This window comes from Caballeronia ptereochthonis, assembly GCF_001545075.1.
GTDB classification, from domain to species: Bacteria; Pseudomonadota; Gammaproteobacteria; order Burkholderiales; family Burkholderiaceae; genus Caballeronia; species Caballeronia ptereochthonis.
Window position 1 is genome coordinate 130483 of record NZ_FCOB02000002.1, and the last position, 16816, is coordinate 147298.

General features: G+C 63.7%; 15 protein-coding genes. 8 read left to right on the plus strand and 7 right to left on the minus strand.

The features are described 5' to 3' along the window. The first annotated feature begins 8 nt into the window (after positions 1-8). A complete protein-coding gene (locus AWB83_RS02590) occupies positions 9-407 on the plus strand; it encodes a RidA family protein (RefSeq protein ID WP_087042848.1) in 399 nt (132 codons plus the stop codon). 36 nt (positions 408-443) lie between these two features. Here AWB83_RS02590 and AWB83_RS02595 read toward each other — a convergent pair whose 3' ends face one another. The 5 genes from AWB83_RS02595 to AWB83_RS02615 form a co-directional block, all read right to left on the minus strand. Then, positions 444-1322 (minus strand): isocitrate lyase/PEP mutase family protein, encoded by an 879-nt coding sequence (locus AWB83_RS02595; RefSeq protein ID WP_087042689.1) that lies wholly within the window; start codon positions 1320-1322, stop codon positions 444-446. 30 nt (positions 1323-1352) lie between these two features. After that, positions 1353-2765, minus strand: coding sequence for an MFS transporter (locus AWB83_RS02600; RefSeq protein ID WP_087042690.1), 1413 nt, complete (start codon positions 2763-2765; stop codon positions 1353-1355). 75 nt (positions 2766-2840) lie between these two features. After that, the gene (locus tag AWB83_RS02605; protein WP_374729052.1) at positions 2841-3518 is read right to left on the minus strand and encodes a GntR family transcriptional regulator; all 678 of its coding nucleotides are present in this window, start codon (positions 3516-3518) and stop codon (positions 2841-2843) included. 114 nt (positions 3519-3632) lie between these two features. After that, on the minus strand, positions 3633-4448 hold the full coding sequence (locus AWB83_RS02610) for a cytochrome c (RefSeq protein WP_087042692.1): 816 nt from the start codon (positions 4446-4448) through the stop codon (positions 3633-3635). 38 nt (positions 4449-4486) lie between these two features. Beyond that, complete coding sequence (locus AWB83_RS02615) at positions 4487-6094, minus strand: acyl-CoA synthetase (RefSeq protein WP_087042693.1); 1608 nt, start codon at positions 6092-6094, stop codon at positions 4487-4489. A 343-nt stretch (positions 6095-6437) separates the two neighbouring features. Between AWB83_RS02615 and AWB83_RS02620 the strand changes: the two genes are divergently transcribed. Together AWB83_RS02620 and AWB83_RS02625 are read left to right on the plus strand one after the other, a co-directional pair. Continuing rightward, complete coding sequence (locus AWB83_RS02620; RefSeq protein ID WP_087042694.1) at positions 6438-7619, plus strand: porin; 1182 nt, start codon at positions 6438-6440, stop codon at positions 7617-7619. 208 nt (positions 7620-7827) lie between these two features. Then, positions 7828-9228 (plus strand): MFS transporter, encoded by a 1401-nt coding sequence (locus tag AWB83_RS02625; RefSeq protein WP_244197540.1) that lies wholly within the window; start codon positions 7828-7830, stop codon positions 9226-9228. 74 nt (positions 9229-9302) lie between these two features. Here the strand turns inward: AWB83_RS02625 and AWB83_RS02630 are convergent, their stop codons facing one another. Both AWB83_RS02630 and AWB83_RS02635 read right to left on the minus strand, forming a co-directional pair. Beyond that, the gene (locus AWB83_RS02630) at positions 9303-10262 is read right to left on the minus strand and encodes a LysR family transcriptional regulator (RefSeq protein ID WP_087042695.1); all 960 of its coding nucleotides are present in this window, start codon (positions 10260-10262) and stop codon (positions 9303-9305) included. A 128-nt stretch (positions 10263-10390) separates the two neighbouring features. Then, positions 10391-11263: an alpha/beta fold hydrolase gene (locus tag AWB83_RS02635; RefSeq protein WP_087042696.1), complete on the minus strand. Its 873-nt coding sequence runs from the start codon at positions 11261-11263 to the stop codon at positions 10391-10393. A 474-nt stretch (positions 11264-11737) separates the two neighbouring features. Here AWB83_RS02635 and AWB83_RS02640 point away from each other — a divergent pair, with 474 nt between their 5' ends. From AWB83_RS02640 to AWB83_RS02660, 5 genes are read left to right on the plus strand one after another with little or no spacing between them, the layout of a single operon-like run. After that, positions 11738-12631, plus strand: coding sequence for an HpcH/HpaI aldolase/citrate lyase family protein (locus AWB83_RS02640; protein WP_167389051.1), 894 nt, complete (start codon positions 11738-11740; stop codon positions 12629-12631). Between the two features lie 28 nt (positions 12632-12659). Continuing rightward, positions 12660-13115, plus strand: coding sequence for a MaoC family dehydratase (locus AWB83_RS02645; protein ID WP_087042697.1), 456 nt, complete (start codon positions 12660-12662; stop codon positions 13113-13115). A 15-nt stretch (positions 13116-13130) separates the two neighbouring features. Next, positions 13131-14321, plus strand: coding sequence for an acyl-CoA dehydrogenase family protein (locus tag AWB83_RS02650; protein WP_244197541.1), 1191 nt, complete (start codon positions 13131-13133; stop codon positions 14319-14321). Between the two features lie 30 nt (positions 14322-14351). Then, positions 14352-15596, plus strand: a complete 1245-nt coding sequence (locus AWB83_RS02655) for a CaiB/BaiF CoA transferase family protein (protein ID WP_087042698.1) — start codon at positions 14352-14354, stop codon at positions 15594-15596. Between the two features lie 12 nt (positions 15597-15608). Further along, the gene (locus AWB83_RS02660; protein ID WP_087042699.1) at positions 15609-16751 is read left to right on the plus strand and encodes a CaiB/BaiF CoA transferase family protein; all 1143 of its coding nucleotides are present in this window, start codon (positions 15609-15611) and stop codon (positions 16749-16751) included. Positions 16752-16816 lie beyond the last annotated feature (65 nt).

A 16816-nucleotide genomic window follows, 5' to 3' on the forward strand; every position in this document is an offset into this window, starting at 1 on the left:
CCATGAACATGGCTCGTGAAATCATCCGCGTCGAACCGCTTTCGACCTGGCTCGAACGGTTCAAGGCGCCGACCTCGGCCGTCACGCGTCACGGCGACACGGTCTACGTGTCCGGCTTTCCGCCCTTCGATCCGGCGACGGGAGAAGTCGTTGCGAATGCAGGCATCGAACGGCAGACCGAGCTGGTTCTCGAGCAGTTGAAGCTGTGCGTCGAGACCGCGGGCTCGTCGCTGGATCAGGTGTTGAAGTGCAACGTCTATTGCACGTCCGTCGATGCGTTTCCCACCGTCAACGCGGTCTACGCGCGCTTCTTCGGAGCGAACCCTCCCGCACGCATTTTCATCAACGTTCCGGCGTGGCCGGGCGGCTTCGACATCGAGATCGATTGCGTGGCGGCGGTGGCTTGAGTTTCGACTGCGCGAAACGCAGGCCATTCGAAGCGGTCAGTCCGCATGCGCCCGATCGAACGCCCAGACTTCCGGGAAGCCCATCAGCTCGCACATCTCCGGGAACGGATACATCGCACCGGAAGCGCCTTCGGTGCCTTTGCGGGCGAGAATCTCGCCGTACACGTCCTTGAGCGCCTTCGCGACGGAGAGAAAACCCGAAGCCGGATAGATCGCCAGCGAAAAGCCGAGCTTCTGCAATTCTTCCGGCGCAAGCTGCGGCGTCCTTCCACCTTCGACCACGTTGACGAGCAGCGGCATGTCGAACGTGCGCCCGATCGTCTCCAGTTCCGCCACGCTTTCCGGCGATTCGATGAACAGCACATCCGCGCCGGCCTTCGCATAAGCCTCGCCGCGCCGCAGCGCTTCGTCGAGGCCGAGTGACGTACGGGCATCGGTTCTCGCGACGATCTGGAAATTGCTGTCTCCGCGGCTTTCCACCGCGACCTTGATCTTGCGCACCATCTCCTCGGGCGCGATCACGCGCCGCCCCGGCGTGTGGCCGCATTTCTTGGGAAATTCCTGATCTTCGAGCTGAATGCCCGCCGCTCCCGCCTGTTCGTAACCACGCACCGTATGCGCGACGTTGAGCAGACCGCCGTAGCCCGTGTCGCCATCGCAGATCATCGGCGTCTTCGTGCCGCCGCAAAACGCCGCGACGCGATCGAGCATGTCGGTGTACGTGGCGAGCCCCGCATCCGGCAGTCCCAGGTAGGACGCGACCGTGCCGAGTCCCGTCATGTAGAGGCAATCGAAGCCCATCGAGTCGGCCATCTTCGCGGAGATCATGTCGAAGATGCCGGGCGCGGTGACGATCTCCTTGCGCGCGAACCGCGCTTTCAACGCCTGACGCTTGCTTTCATGTGAAACGCTCATGAGGTGTCCCGTGTGTGCGAAGTGAAGGATTCAACGTTGTGATTCGTGCGAGAGCGATGACGTCGCGAGCGCTTCGCCGGTGTCGGGCGAAGGCGCGATGTCTTCCAGCGAGCGGCGATTCGTCTCGATGCCGAACACCGCGAGCACGACGGCCATGACGACGAGCGCGCCGATGATCATCGACAGCACGTCCTTCACGCCGCCTGTTGCGTACATCACGACGACGAGCTGCGGCGCGAAAATACCCGTGATGCGCCCTGCGCAGCCCGCGATGCCGTTCGCGCGCATGCGGTTCTCGGTGGCGAAGAGCTCGGGAATGTAGGTCGCGATGCCGAGCGCGACCATCAGATAGGTGAGCGTGAAGAGCAGGAAGCCGAGCAGCGTCGCCGTTTCGACCCCCGTCGAATGCCCGTAGAGCCAGCCGATCACCGCCGCGAGCGCCGACACCGCGATGAGCCCGTTCTTGCGCCCGATCCTGTCTGCGATCAGCACGCCGACGAGCGCGCCCGCAGGTCCGCCGAGCGACATCAGCGTCGAATAGCCGAGCGACGACGCCATGCCGATGCCTTGCTTCATCAGGAACGTCGGCACCCATACGATGAAGCCGTAGATCACCATGTTGATCGAGACCTGCACGATGATCGATACGAACATGCGGCGAAGCTGTGCGGGCGCGAAAAGTTCGAGCAGCGTGGTTTTCTTCGTCACCGTGCGCGGCGCGTCGGCGATGGGCGGCAGCGGCGCACGGCGGGCGGATTCTTCTTCGGCGGCGCGCAGGATCGCTTCGGCTTCGTCGTAGCGGCCTTTGGATTCGAGCCAGCGCGGCGATTCGGGCATCTTCTTGCGGATGATCCACACGATCATCGCGCCGATCCCGACGATCGCGAACATTGCGCGCCAGCCGATCGTCGGGATGATGAGATAGCCGAGGAACGTCGAGAAGAACAGCGCCGAGTTCGTGATGAGCGACAGATACGCCGACCACTTGCCGCGCACGGCGGGCGGCATGAATTCGCCGACCGATCCATAGCCCACGACGATCTCCGCGCCCAGCCCGAGGCCCATGAAGAAGCGGCACACGATGAGCCACGTCATGTTCGGCGCGAACGCGCCCGCGATCGACGCGAGGCCGAATACGGCGAGATTGAACTGATACGTGAATTTGCGGCCTTTCGCGTCGCCGAGCACGCCTGCCGTGAACGCGCCGATCAACATGCCGACGAACGTCGACGAGAGGAACGCGGCGTTCAGATGCATCGTCGACCAGCCGGTCTTGGCGAGCGCGCCGAGCACGCCGCCCGCGAGATAGATGTCGAACGAATCGAGGAACATGCCCGCGCCGATCAGCCACAGCACGCGCTTGTGAAAGCCGGAGATGGGCAGCCGGTCCAGTCGCGGACCGGCGCTTACGGTGCTTATGGTCGTGCCATCCGTGCTCAGCATATCGTGTCTCCAGCGTCGCTCGCGCGACTGTCCAATGACGGTTCGTAATGCCGTTGCTGCCCGAAGCGCCGCGACTCAGGCGGAGGCGGGATGCTCCCTGTCGTGGCGATCGAGCACCGCCTTTTCGGCGGCGAGAATGTGGCAGCGCGTGGCGGCTTCCGCCCACGCGGCGTTGCGCTGTTCGAGCGCAAGAACGATTTCGAGATGCTGGCGCGCGCTGCGCTCGCGGTCGTCGTCGCTATAGGTGTCGAAGGTCCACTTGATGAGCGGCGTCTCCTTCATCGACTTGAGCGAGCGGTCGAGGCGCGCGTTGTTCGCGGCGGCCGTGATGATCGCGTGGAATTCGCCGTTCGCGACGAACCACGCTTCGCAGGATTCGGGTGTCGACGGACGCTGCGTGATTGCGAGCATCGCAGCGGCGAGCGTCTTCAGGCGCGCGATGTCCGGCGCGCCGATCGACAGCGCCGCGCGCCCGGCGAGATAGGGCTCGATCAGAAGCCGCGCCTCGAAGATCTCGCGCGCGTCCTGCAAGGTCCAGGCCTTCACGCGTACGCCGTAGTTAGGGCGCGTTTCGACCCAGCCCTCGGCATCGAGCCGGCGCAAGGCTTCGCGCACCGGCGTGCGGCTCACGCCGAGGCTTTTGGCGAGCTGCTCCTCGCGCAAGTACTGGCCCGCGCCGTACTGGCCGCCGGCCAGCGCGTCCTTGATGGCGATGTAGACGTCGTCCGCCGAACGCGCCGGTTCGGACGGAATTGTATGCAAAGCGCTCTGGCTATGCGGCACTGCTGCCCCGTTTCAGGCGGTTGACGGAAACATTGTATGCAATGTTCGCGCGATGAAACGTGGGGATTTCCCGTAGAGCCGTACTTACTTCCGGCGTTTCGCCATGTAGCCGAGATAGGCGATGACCGCGTCGACGTCGGTGTCGCTGATGGCGTTCCGGTCGAAGCCCGGCATTTTCATGTCCTGCCACGCGCGGATCGACCTCGGATTGCGGATGAACGACTTCAGCACCCACGGTTGGAAATATTCGGTCGGGTTGTGCGGGAGATTCAGATCCGGGCCCATCGACGCATCGCCGGCCCCATTCATCTTGTGGCAAACCATGCACTGCGTCGCGAACACGGTCTGACCGCGGCGAACGGGCGAAGCGGCGGGCACGCTCTGGTCGGCCGCGATTTGCGGCCAGCGCGCGGTGAGCGTCGGCGCGATGCGGATCGCATCGACCTTGAAGGGCCATTGCTCGTTCGTCACACCCGACAAGGCCGGATCGATCCACACGACATAGAACGGACCGATATCGCCGCTGCCCGGCACGCGCGGCCACGGCTCGTCCGGCGATTCGATCGCGAGCCACGGTTCCGCGCGCTTCTTTCCATCGCCGAAGAGGAGATTCGACGGCAGATGCGTGACGAAGCCATCGGCGGCGGTGATCTGAAGCTCCTTGTCGGCGGGCAATTGCGTGATGGCGAGCAGCGCGCGCAAAGGCACCGCGCGGTACGTCATCGTGCCGCGAAAGGTGACGTCGTTCGGAACGCGGATCGTTGCGACGTCGGGACGCGCGAGCAGCTGCTCGGTCGTGAGGGAGCGGTCGCCCCCGACATTGATCACGAGGCTCGCGGCCATCGATGACGCGCAGGCCAGCATCAGGCTCGCAAGCGCGAGTGCATGTTTCAAGCCCATTTGCTCTCTCCGTGACGCGCTTGCTGCACAGCGACGGTCTAGTTCGTCCCCGGCGTGAACTGCGCGCGCAGCGACTTGCGAATGACCTTGCCCGTCGCAGTCATGGGCAGTTCGGAGACGAAGCGCACTTCGCGCGGATATTCGTGCGCCGCGAGCCGTGTGCGCACATGTTCCTGCAATTCGCGGACCAGCGCATCGCCGGGTTCGAAGCCATCGTTGAGCACGACGACCGCGCACACGATCTCCGTGCGCTTCGCATCCGGCACGCCGATCGCCGCCGCGAAGCGCACGGCCGGATGCCGGATCAGACAGTCCTCGATCGGTCCTGGCCCGATGCGGTAGCCCGCGCTCGTGATGACGTCGTCGTCGCGGCCGATGAAGCGGAAGAAGCCATCGTCGTCGAGCGTGCCGAGGTCGCCCGTCAGCAGGAAGTCGCCGCGAAACTTATGTGCGGTCGCGGCTTCGTCGCGCCAGTAGCCGAGGAACATCACCGGATCGGGCTTTTCGATCGCAATATGACCTGGCGTTCCGTTGGGCAGCGGCACGCCATTGTCGTCGACGATCGCCACGCGATGCCCCGGCACCGCCTTGCCGATCGACCCGTTGCGCGGCTCGAACCATTTCTCGCACGACGACAGCACCATGTTGCACTCGGTCTGTCCGTAGAACTCGTTGATCGTGACGCCGAGCATCGCGCGCCCCCACGACAGCAGCTCTTCCCCGAGCGATTCGCCGCCGCTCGCTACCGAGCACAGCGCGAGGCCTTCGCGGTTCGCACCGGGCGTCGCGCGCATCATCTTGAGCGCGGTCGGCGGCAGGAACGTATGGCTTACCTTGTTGCGCGCGAGCAGTTCGAACGCGGATTCGCCGTCGAACTTGTCGAAACGGCGCGCGAGCACCGGAACGCCGTGATGCCACGACGGCATGAGCACATCGAACAGCCCGCCGATCCACGCCCAGTCCGCAGGCGTCCAGAACAGCGTGGCGTCGAGCGGAAAGCATTGCTGCGACATCTCCACGCCCGGCAGATGTCCGAGCAGGATGCGATGCCCGTGCAGCGCGCCCTTCGGCTTGCCCGTCGTGCCCGACGTGTAGATGACGACGGCCGGATCGTCGGCGGCGGTGTCGACGAGGGTTTCATCGTCGGACGCGGCTTCGATGGCGGGCCAGAAATTCGCGTCGGTGGTAAAGACGTGATGCAGGTCGGGCAATGCGCCGCGGATCTGCGCGATTTTCGCGGCGCCTTCCGCGTCGGTGATAACGGCCCTCGCGCCCGAATGCGCGAGACGGAACTCGATCGCGTCCATGCCGAAGAGCGCAAACAGCGGCACGGCGATGCAGCCCATCCGATACGCCGCGACATGCGCGATCGCCGCCTCGACCGACTGCCGCACGAAGATGGCGACGCGATCGCCGCGCGTGACGCCCTGCGCTTTCATTGCATTGGCGAAGCGGTTGGAGAGGCGTTTGAGGTCGTCGAAGGTATAGCGCTTCTGCGAAGCGTCGGCGGCCTCGACGATGAGCGCAAGACGGTCCGAGCCATCCGCCCATTTGTCACACACGTCCTGTGCGATGTTGTAGCGCGCGGGAATGCGCCATTCGAATTGCGATGCGACGGCTTCGTACGAGTCACCTGACGGGAGCATGGGGCTGGAGCGGGATGGTTGGTCGTTCGCTCATCATACTTCCTCCCGACCCGATGCCTGCGCGTGCCCGATGCGGGGGAACCCGTAAGGGTCATCACGCGTATGACGGGCTCTGAAATGACACGGCTTTCGAAGTACGGATTCGACCAGCGCATTGCATTGACGGTGTGTGACACCGGCAATCTAATGGCGAAGCGTTGCGACGACATGGCGCGCGGAAGTCCGCTTCATGGCTGAAAGAGGTTTGTACAGAGCCTCTCTCATTGCTGGAAGATTAGACATACGAAGCGAATTAGCCAGACTTTTGCTGCAAATAAACTCAAAACAACTTTGGAGACATTCGATGAGAAAGGCGATTGCGCTTTGCGCGGCGGCAGGATTCGTCAGCGGCGCGGCTTATGGACAGAGCAGCGTACGGCTATACGGGATTCTGGACGAAGGGTTCAACTACAACAGCAACGCGGGCGGCAGTCATCTCTACAATCTGACCAGCGGCGTGCTGAACGGAAGCCGCTGGGGCCTTCGCGGGCAGGAAGATCTCGGCGGGGGATTCGGTGCGATCTTCGTGCTCGAGAACGGCTTCGACATCAACACCGGAAAGCTCGGGCAAGGCGGATTGGGCTTCGGGCGACAAGCGTATGTCGGAGTGACGAGTCCGTACGGCACGTTCACCCTCGGGCGGCAATACGATTCCGTCGTCGACAATCTCGGCATTCTGGAAGTCGGCGATCAATGGGGTGGGTACATGGCCGCGCATCCCTCCGACAACGACAACTTCAACAATACGAACCGCACCAACAACGCGATCAAATACACGAGCCCGACGTTCCACGGCGTGACGGCAAGCGGCGTCTATTCGTTGGGCGGCGTGCCCGGAAGCGTGGGGCGCAATCAGATCTGGTCGGTGGGCGCGAACTATTCGCAAGGTCCGCTCTATGCAGGCGTCGGCTACCTCAATGTGCGCAACCCGAATACGTCGTTCTACGGCGATGGAGGCACCGTTGCGCCTACGGTGGGCGGCGTGCCGGGTTCGAACTTCGGGTCGTCGCCGGTGATATCCGGCTACGCGTCGGCGCGCACGCTGCAGGTGATCGGCGCGGGCGCGGCCTATACGTTCGGCGCATTCACGCTCGGTGCCACGTATTCGAACACGCAGTTCCGCGATCTCGGCGACACGTCGTCCGGTCCGGTTCCCGCGGGCGGCATCAGCGGGACGGCGAAGTTCAACAACGTCGAAGTCAACGCGAAGTATCAGATCACGCCGGCATTGCTCGTCGGTGCGGCGTACGTCTATACGAACAACGACGGCGCCGATGGCAAGGGCGGCGCGCACTACAACCAGGCGTCGGTCGGCGTCGACTACTTCCTCTCAAAGCGCACGGACCTCTATTTCGTGGGCACGTATCAGCACGCGAGCGGAACCGATTCGACGGGCAGGGACGCTGTCGCGTCCATCAATCAATTGACGGCATCGACGACGAATCACCAGAGCGCGATTCGCGTCGCGATCCGCCACAAGTTCTGACGCGACGCGGCATTTCCAAAGTACGGATCGACGCAGCGCGACGAATTGATCTCGCGAGAGATTGTTCATCTAATGAGCTCACAAAGCGCATGCGGCTCGATCCGCTCAGGTGACGCAATGCCGAATCCATTCGAATGATTCGACATCCGCAACAGAGACGAAGCAGCATCACGTGCCTCGCAGACGATCGGGGCCTTCAGGAGAAGACGTGAGGAACATCATTCAGGCAGCCGATTCCGGCGAGCTGGGCGAAGACGTTCGCGTCGACGCTCACGCCGATAATCTCGCCGAGCGCGACGGCGCGCGGTCGTGGTACGTGCTCATCATGTTGACGGTGTCGTTTTCGCTGGCGTATATCGACCGTCAATTGCTGAACCTTCTTGTCGATCCGATCAAGCGCTCGCTTCTGATATCGGATACGCAGTTGAGCCTCGTTCAAGGGCTCGCGTTCATATCCGCTTACTTGCTGGCGGCGCCCTTGTTCGGGCGTCTGGTCGACATGTCGAACCGGCGCAATGTTCTGCTCACGGGCATCTGCCTGTGGAGCATCTTCACTGCGCTATGCGGACGTGCCGACACATACTTCGAGCTTTTCGCCGCGCGCTTCGGCGTGGGCGCGAGCGAGGCGTGTGTGCTGCCTGTCGGCTGGTCGATCATCTCGGACATCTTTTCCGCGCGCCGCACGCCGCGCGCGATGTCGATCTTCATGCTCGGGCCGTTGCTGGGCGGCGGCTTCTCGCTGGTCGCGGGCGGCGCGGTCATCACGTTCGCCAGGCATGTGCGCGTGCAGATTCCGCTGCTCGAGAATCTCGACGTCTGGCAGATGGCTTTCGTGCTGATCGGCGCGCCGGGCATCCTGCTGGCGCTGCTGATCGTGCTGACCGTGCGCGAGCCCAAGCGAACCCAGGCGCTCGTCGCAGTGGAGGACGACAGGAAGTTCACCACTCGCGAGGCCGTCGATTTCCTGTGGCGGCGGCGTGGGTTCTACACGCGAATCTATCTCGCGCTCGGCACGCTGGGCATGATCGTGCTCGGCATTCCCTCGTGGCTGCCGTCCTTCCTGATTCGCTTTCACGGCGTCGCGCCCGCAGCGGTGGGCTTTCGTTTCGGGATGATCGTCGTGACGTTCGGCGCCGCGGGCGTGCTCATCGGACCGTGGGTTGCGCGGCTGCTGGAAAAGCGCGGCTACGAAGACGCGACATTGCGCACGGCCGCGTTCTCGCTGCTGGCGACGCTCGTCGCGAGCGCGGCGATCCCCTTCGCGCCGGGCGCATTCGGCGCACTGACGGCGGCTGCGGCGGCGATCTTCTTTTCCAGCCTGCCGACCGGCGTCATGGCCGCCTCGATGCAGCGCGGCACGCCGAGCCGGATGCGCGGCGTGGTTGCGGCGCTCTACACGTTCAGCGGACAACTGATCGGCTTTGGACTCGGGCCGACTTCGATTGCGCTCGTCACGGACAAGTTTTTCCACGATCCGAAGATGGTCGGCTATTCGATCGGCATCGTATGCCCGATCGCGGCGGCGATCACCGCGTGGCTGCTGTTCTCGTCGTTGCGGCATTATCGGCGCATTCTCGCCGAGGAGCGTGCAGCGAAGGCGCTGGCCTAGCGCGCGTGATTCACGCGCCGGAATGCAAGCGGCCCGCCTACGCGGGCCGTTTTGCGTGACGTCGGATCAGCGCATCAAGGCGCAGTCCGCGCATCGGCCGACACGTTCAAATCCTCAGGCGCCAGGCGCAGCGTCAGTTGTTCGATCAGCGCCTTGACCGCCGGAGAAAGAGGATGATCATGCAAGGTGCCGATGCAGTAGATTCGTTGCGCCCAACCGCCTTCGAGCGATACCGTGGCAAGCTGCGCGCGGTCTTCCATCGACAACATGCTGGCCGGCTGCACGGTGATGCCAAGTCCCGCGCTTACCAGGCTGCGTGCGGCTTCCACGCTCGTGACTTCATACTTGACGTGCAAGTCGCGGCCGCGCTGCTGCGCCACCTGCCGAAGCTTCGTCATGATGGAAGAGCGATAGTTGATGAGATCGAGATCGAGGAGATCGTCGAAGGTGAGCGCGTGACGCGCGCTTGCCGGATGGTCGAGCGGCATCACGGCGACGAGCCTGTCGAGCTTGTACTCGATGCTGTCGATCATGGCGTTGCCGGCGGCATCATCGGCGACGAATATCGCGACGTCCACGTCGCCCGCAAGCAGCGCGCGCACCGCGTTCGGGCTGCTGTCTTCGCGCAGCGCGACATTCACCAGAGGAAAGCGCCGTGTGAAATTGCTGATCTCCTTGCCGAGGAACTGCTGAATCATGATGCGCAGCGCGCTGATGCTCACGCGGCCGCCCACCCCGTCCGCGAACTCGGTGATCTCGCGGCGCATGTCGTTCAGGTTGTCGAGCATCACGCGGATATGGCGCGCGAAGATCTCGCCGGCCGCGCTAGGCACCACGCCCTTGGGATTGCGCTCGAACAGCTTCACGCCCGCGAGGTCTTCCAGATCCTGAATGCGCTTGGTGGCGGCCGATGGCGCAATGTGCTCGCGCGCGGCGGCGCGGCCGATCTGCCCTTCCTCGATGGCGGTAAGGAAGAGCTTCAATGTGAAGAGGTCCACTCTGCGCACGAGCATGTGCATGCTGAGACCGTTCATGGCGCCTCCTGCGCGTCTGCTTGTTCTTGTCGTTTTGTTCGATTACAAAAACCTACCATGTCGCCGAGCCGACGGTCAATGAAAGGGGGGACGCGGGGAGGCAACCTGCGCAGTGAACGGCGAATAGCTCATGCGGGCACGTGCCGCGCGAGAAAGTCGATGGTCGCATGGCCGAAGATGTCGTTGCGGTCGCCCGCCACCATGTGGCCGGCCTGCGCGACGTTCACGTATTCCGCTTGAGGGCAGAGATCGAGGAACTCACGCACGCCTTCTTCGGAGACGACGTCCGAACTGCCGCCGCGCACGAGCAGCGTGGGCACCGCAAGCTTGCGTGCGCTCGCGGAAAGCCGCCGACGCCGCTCGCCGAGATCGCGCGGATACGCGAGAAAGCGCGGGTCCCAATGCCAGCGATAGACGCCGTCGTCGCTCAGGCGCACGTTCTTCGCGAGGCCGTCGAGATTATCCGGGCGGCGGCGCTGCGGCTGATATGCACTGATTGCATCCGCAACTTCCTCGAGCGACGCGAAGCCATCGGGCTTCTGTCCCATGAACGTGCGTATGCGCGCGACACCGGCCGCTTCCGTACTGGGCACGATATCGACGAGCACGAGGGCGTTCGCCTCGACGTGCTCCTCCCCGACCGACACGAGACTCGTGCCTCCGCCGAGCGAAGCGCCGATGAGCGTCGGGCACGTCGCGCCGAGCGCGTCGAGCACACATCGAAGATCGCGCACGAAAGCGTCCTGGCTATAGTCGCCCTCGGGAGACCAGTCGGAATCGCCGTGGCCGCGCGCGTCGAACGCGACCGCGTGATAGCCGGACGTGCCGAGCAATTCACCCGTGCCGCCCCAGGCATGCCGCGTCTGACCGCCGCCATGCAGCAGTACGACGAGCGGATCACTCGGATCGCCCCACGAATCGCCGGCGATGCGCAATCCGTCCGCGCCGCTCCAGATGTGCATGGGATCAGGTGTACCGGGAAGGCGCGCGCCTCGTTTCATTTTCGTCCTCGCGAGTAGCATTTCCGTGCGAATGAAGCGGCAAGCGAAGCCGCTTCCTCATGTTGCAGCGTGCGCGCACCGGGGGCAACGAGGGGCGCGCATTCGTTCCGTACTTCGAATGCGCGTGTTTCAGTCTTTCGTGCGTGACGCGCACAGCGTGCAACCCATCGTCGTTCCTTGCCGCTTTCGAACTACGGAACGCGTGCGCGCCAAGCGTTTCTCTCCGCGTGCTTCGCCGAAACATCTGATGAATACTTCGCGCGCGAACCCTTTTCCACAAGCCGTTCCCCGGCGCATTCGCAAAACAAGAACCTCCGCTTCGCCACTGCGAAATTGCTGTTGGAGCCGGCTCTTCGTAGCATGTATCCAAGGAATTCGAATAACCGCGGCGCCTGACGAAGCGCCCCCTTTTCCCTTCCCGTGCCGAACCCGATGCGCACCCTGAAACAATAAATAGTTAGGAACACTATGGAGATGAAGACGCCTACCCCGATGAAGCCGATCAGATCGTTCCTGTTCGTTCCCGGCAACAAGCCGACTTGGATCGAGAAAGTGATCGATTCAAAAGCCGACGCGCTGATCCTCGACCTGGAGGACAGCGTCCCGATGGACGCCAAGAAGGAGGCCCGCGAGATCGTCAAATCGAAGCTCGCGTGGCTCGCGGAACAGAAGCAGCGGACCTTCGTGCGGATCAATCGCAGCCCGCACTTGTACGACTTCGACGACATTCTCGCGGTCGTCGGTCCGCACGTGGAAGGCATCGTGATCTCCAAGCCGTGCGGCCCGGAGGACGTCGACTGCGTGTCGATGATGCTGTCGGAAGCCGAGTATCGCAATGGCGCGGAGATCGGCACGACGCGCGTGGTTCCGCTGCTGGAGACGGCGCGCGCGCTGCACTTCGCCTATGAAATCGCGTTGCGCGAACGCGTATCGGCGCTGGTCGGCGCGACGGCGAAGAACGCGGACGTGGCGCGCGCGCTCGGCTATGTCTGGTCGCCGGAAGGACGCGAGAGCCTCTATTTCAAGTCGCGCGCCGTAATGGCCGCGCGCGCGGCGGGCAAGCTGCCGATCGGCGGCGTGTGGCAACAGGTGCGCGATCTGGACGGCCTGCGTGCATCCGCGCTGAAGGACCGCGCGCTCGGCATGACGGGCGAATTGCTGCTGCATCCGTCGAATGTCGCGACGGCGAATGAAGTCTATAGCCCGTCAGCCGATGAAGTCGCGTTCTACGAAGGCATGATCGCGGCGCTCGACAAGGCGCAGGCGGAAGGCCGTGCGTCGACGATCTACGACGGCGAGCACATCGACATCGCCCATGCGAAGACGGCGCGGGAAATCATCGAACTGGCGCGTGCCTACAACAAGTGAAGACTCGACGTATCTGGAGGAGTGAATCGTGGCTGGACTCTATTTTGAAGACTGCAAGGAAGGGCTCGTCATCGAGCACGCCATTCGCCGGACGGTGACGGAGACGGACAACGTCCTCTTCTCCGCAATGACCTATAACTGCGCGCCGCTGCATATCGACGCCGAATACTGCAAGAACACGATCTACGGCCAGCGCCTCGTGAACAGCATGTTCCTGCTCGCGCTGATCGCGGGCGTGACGGTTCAGGAAACCACGCTCGGCACGACGCTCGGCAATCTCGGCTTCCAGGAGATCAAGTTTCCGAAGCCGGTCTTTCACGGCGACACCATCCACGTGCGCACGCAGATCGTCAACGCGCGGCTGTCGAAGAGCCGCAACGATTCGGGCATCGTGACCTTCAGGCATATCGGTCTGAACCAGCACGACGAAGTCGTGTGCGAGGCAGTGCGCGTCGGCTTGATGCTGCTTCGTCCGGCGCAGTAGGCAAGGAAAACGACCATGAGTGAGGCGACCATGACGAGCGCGGTACAGGAAGAACGCGAAGCGCATCTGAACGACGTGCGGCGCGCGGCGCGCACGCTCGCGCGCAAATTCGACCTCGCATACTGGCGCGAGTGCGACAAGAACGAGAAGTATCCGTGGGACTTCGTGAAGGCCTTCGCGGAAGCCGGATGGATGGGCATTCTGATGCCCGAGGAATACGGCGGCATGGGACTCGGCGTGACCGAAGCCGCCGTGATGCTTAACGAAATCGGCGCCTCGGGCGCAGGCATGAGCGGCGCATCGGCGATTCATTTCTACGTGTTCCCGCCGCAGCCGATCCTGCGCCACGGCTCCGAAGAGATGAAGCGCAAGTATCTGCCGTTGCTTGCGCGCGGCGAAATGCTGATGGCCTTCGGTGTGACGGAACCGACTTCGGGCGTGGATACCTCGCGCATCCGCACGCGAGCGGAGAAAAAGGGCGACCGCTGGGTCATCAACGGTCAGAAGGTGTGGACGACCAACGGGCAGAACGCAACGAAGATTCTGCTGCTCGCACGCACGTCGCCGCGCGACGAGGCGCGTCCGCTCGACGGCATGACGCTGTTCTTCGCCGACCTCGACCGCAAGCATTGCGACGTGCGCGTGATCGACAAGCTGGGCCGCGCCGCGGTGGACTCGAACGAAGTGTTCATCGACGGTCTCGAAGTGGCGGATGACGATGTCGTCGGCGAAATGGGGCAGGGCTTCCGCTATCTGCTGGACGGCTTGAACCCGGAGCGCATCGTCGTCGGCATGGAGGCGATCGGCATCGGACGGGCAGCGCTGGATCTCGCCGTCGAGTATGCGAATACGCGCGTGATCTTCGACAGGCCGATCGGCAAGAACCAGGCGGTCGCGCATCCGCTCGCGGAAAACTGGATGCGGCTCGAGGCCGCCGAAATCATGGGGCTGCGCGCGGCCGCGCTGTATGACGCGCACAAGCCGTGCGGCGCGGAAGCCAATGCCGCGAAGTTCCTCGGCGCCGATGCGGGCTACCGCGCATGCGATCAGGCGATGCAGACGCACGGCGGCTTCGCGTATGCGAAGGAGTATCACGTCGAACGTCTGTGGCGCGAGGTGCGGCTGTTGAGGCTCGCGCCCATCTCGCAGGAGATGGTGCTGAACTTCATCTCCAACAAGGTGCTCGGTCTGCCGAAGTCCTACTAAAAGAACGCATGGAGATTCAGGGAGACGAAGATGGCTGAATCGATATCAAGGCCGCTCGAAGGCATTCGCGTGCTCGACATGACGGTGGCGCTCGCCGGCCCTTACGGCTCGATGTTGCTCGGCGCGCTCGGCGCGGACGTGATCCGCATCGAGGCGCCCGGTGGCGGCGATCTCGCGCGCACGAATCCGCCGTTCGTCGGCCGCGACGGAATCAATTTCGGCGCGCGGGCCGACGACGAAGTGTCGCTCACCATCCTCAACCGCGCGCGCAACAAGCGCAGCATCACGCTCGATCTCAAGAGCGAACGCGGACGCGAGATTTTCATGAACCTCGCGAAGCAGTGCGATGTCGTCATCGAGAACATGAGCGAGGGCGCCACCGCGCGGCTGGGGGTCGACTATGAAAGCGTGAAGCGGAGCAACCCGAAGATCGTCTATGCGTCGATCAAGGCGCTGGGCGAACCGAGCGCGTATCCCGGCCTGAAAGGGATGGACATCATCGTGCAGGCCTTGAGCGGCCTCATGGAAGTCACCGGCGTCGCCGACGGGCCGCCCACGCGCTGCGGCCTGCCCGTCGCCGATCTACTGGCTCCGCTCTATGCGGTCAACGGCATTCTCTCCGCGCTGATCTATCGCGGCAGGACGGGCGAGGGACAGCATGTGAAGGTGTCGATGCTCGATTGCCTCGCATCGTGGATCGCCGAGGAGCACTTCGACGTGTTCGGCAAGGCGGGATACGCGATGCGCACGGGAAACTTCCAGGACCGCCTCGTTCCTTTCGGCGTGTATCCGACGAAGGACGGTCACGTCGCTATCGCGGCGGTGCATGGCGACTGGTTCCGCGGCCTGCTCGATGCGCTCGACCAGTTGCATCTGCTGGAGGACGCGCGTTTCATGCATCGCGGTGCGCGCGTGAAGCATGCGGCCGAACTGAACGCGATGATCCAGCACTGGACCGAGCGGCATACGTCGGACGAAGTCGTTCGCGAGCTGCTCGAGAAGCGCTCGGTGCCGTGCGCGCGCGTGCGTCGTCCCGATGAAGTGCTGCACGATCCGCGTCTGCACGAAAGCGGCGCGGTGATGAACCTGCAGCATCCGCGTTTCGGCGACATCGGCGCGGTCGGCATGGGCATGCCGATTCAGTTCTCGAAGTTCAAGGCGCAGTTCGACCAGCCCGCGACCGAGCTCGGCTCGGCGAACGAAGCCGTGTACGGCGGTTTGCTGAATCTGTCGAAGAGCGAGATCGATGAGCTGTTCAAGGCGGGCGTCATCTAGGAGGGAATCGAAGTGGGACCGTTAGCGGGTGTGCGAATCGTCGAACTGGCGGGCATCGGCCCCGGCCCCGTGGCCGCGATGCTGCTCGCCGATCTCGGTGCGACAGTGATACGCGTCGATCGGAAGGAACCTTCGGGGAACGGCCTGCCGCGTCCCATCGAGTACGACGTGGCGCTCAGGAATCGCAAGTCGATTCGCGTCGATCTGAAGGACCCGGCGGGGCGCGAGCTCGTGCTCGACCTCGTCGAGAAGGCGGATGCGTTGATCGAAGGCTTTCGACCGGGCGTCACCGAGCGCCTGGGCCTCGGGCCCGACGCTTGCATGACGCGCAATTTTCGCCTGGTCTATGGCCGCGTGACGGGTTGGGGACAGGACGGCCCGCTCGCGCAGAACGCGGGACATGATCTCAACTACATCGCCGTTACGGGCGTGTTGAACGCCATTGGTCCGCGCGGTGAGGCGCCTTCGATCCCGCTTAACGTCATCGGCGACTACGCGGGCGGATCGCTTTATCTCGCGCTGGGCCTTCTCGCAGGCATATTCGAAGCGCGCGCGTCGGGCGTGGGGCAGGTGGTGGACACCGCGATCGTCGATGGTGTCGCATCGTTGATGACCGTGCTCGTCGGCTTGCGCGAAGCGGGCATGATGAACGCGGAGCGCGGCAGCAACATGCTCGACTCGGGCGCGCACTTCTATCAAGTGTACGAATGCGCGGACGGCAAGTATCTCTCGGTGGCGCCGATCGAAAAGAAGTTCTATCTGCAACTGCTCGAACGGCTCGACATCGACCCGGCTTCGCTCGGCAGCCAGATGGACGCGCGCAAGTGGTCGAGGGCAAGGGAGATTCTCGCCGCGCGATTCAGAACGAAGCCGCGCGGCGAATGGCTGGCTCTATTTGAGGGAACGGATGCGTGCGTGTCGCCGGTGCTGGATTTGCAGGAGGCATACGAGCATCCGCACATGAAGGAGAGAGGCACGTTCATCGATGTCGCTGGCGTGATGCAGCCCGCACCCGCGCCACGCTTCTCGCGGACGAAGCTGGCGACGCCGCGGCCGCCTGCCGAATTGAGCACGGAGAACGCCCGGGCCGCACTGGACGGCTGGTTGCCGGAAGCGAAAGTCGCCGCTTTGGCCGACGCGGGCGCGTTCGAGTGAAGTCGATGTACGGAACACATGTACGGCGCGCGTTGACGCCGCGTGAGCGCCGCCACAGCATGAAG

What these genes read in the sequence shown, in the direction of transcription:
- AWB83_RS02590 (WP_087042848.1), top strand. Translation starts at nt 9, where the DNA reads ATGGCTCGTGAAATCATCCGCGTCGAACCGCTTTCGACCTGGCTCGAA.
- AWB83_RS02595 (WP_087042689.1), bottom strand. Translation starts at nt 1,322, where the DNA reads ATGAGCGTTTCACATGAAAGCAAGCGTCAGGCGTTGAAAGCGCGGTTC.
- AWB83_RS02600 (WP_087042690.1), bottom strand. Translation starts at nt 2,765, where the DNA reads ATGCTGAGCACGGATGGCACGACCATAAGCACCGTAAGCGCCGGTCCG.
- AWB83_RS02610 (WP_087042692.1), bottom strand. Translation starts at nt 4,448, where the DNA reads ATGGGCTTGAAACATGCACTCGCGCTTGCGAGCCTGATGCTGGCCTGC.
- AWB83_RS02615 (WP_087042693.1), bottom strand. Translation starts at nt 6,094, where the DNA reads ATGCTCCCGTCAGGTGACTCGTACGAAGCCGTCGCATCGCAATTCGAA.
- AWB83_RS02620 (WP_087042694.1), top strand. Translation starts at nt 6,438, where the DNA reads ATGAGAAAGGCGATTGCGCTTTGCGCGGCGGCAGGATTCGTCAGCGGC.
- AWB83_RS02630 (WP_087042695.1), bottom strand. Translation starts at nt 10,262, where the DNA reads ATGAACGGTCTCAGCATGCACATGCTCGTGCGCAGAGTGGACCTCTTC.
- AWB83_RS02635 (WP_087042696.1), bottom strand. Translation starts at nt 11,263, where the DNA reads ATGAAACGAGGCGCGCGCCTTCCCGGTACACCTGATCCCATGCACATC.
- AWB83_RS02640 (WP_167389051.1), top strand. Translation starts at nt 11,738, where the DNA reads ATGAAGACGCCTACCCCGATGAAGCCGATCAGATCGTTCCTGTTCGTT.
- AWB83_RS02650 (WP_244197541.1), top strand. Translation starts at nt 13,131, where the DNA reads ATGAGTGAGGCGACCATGACGAGCGCGGTACAGGAAGAACGCGAAGCG.
- AWB83_RS02655 (WP_087042698.1), top strand. Translation starts at nt 14,352, where the DNA reads ATGGCTGAATCGATATCAAGGCCGCTCGAAGGCATTCGCGTGCTCGAC.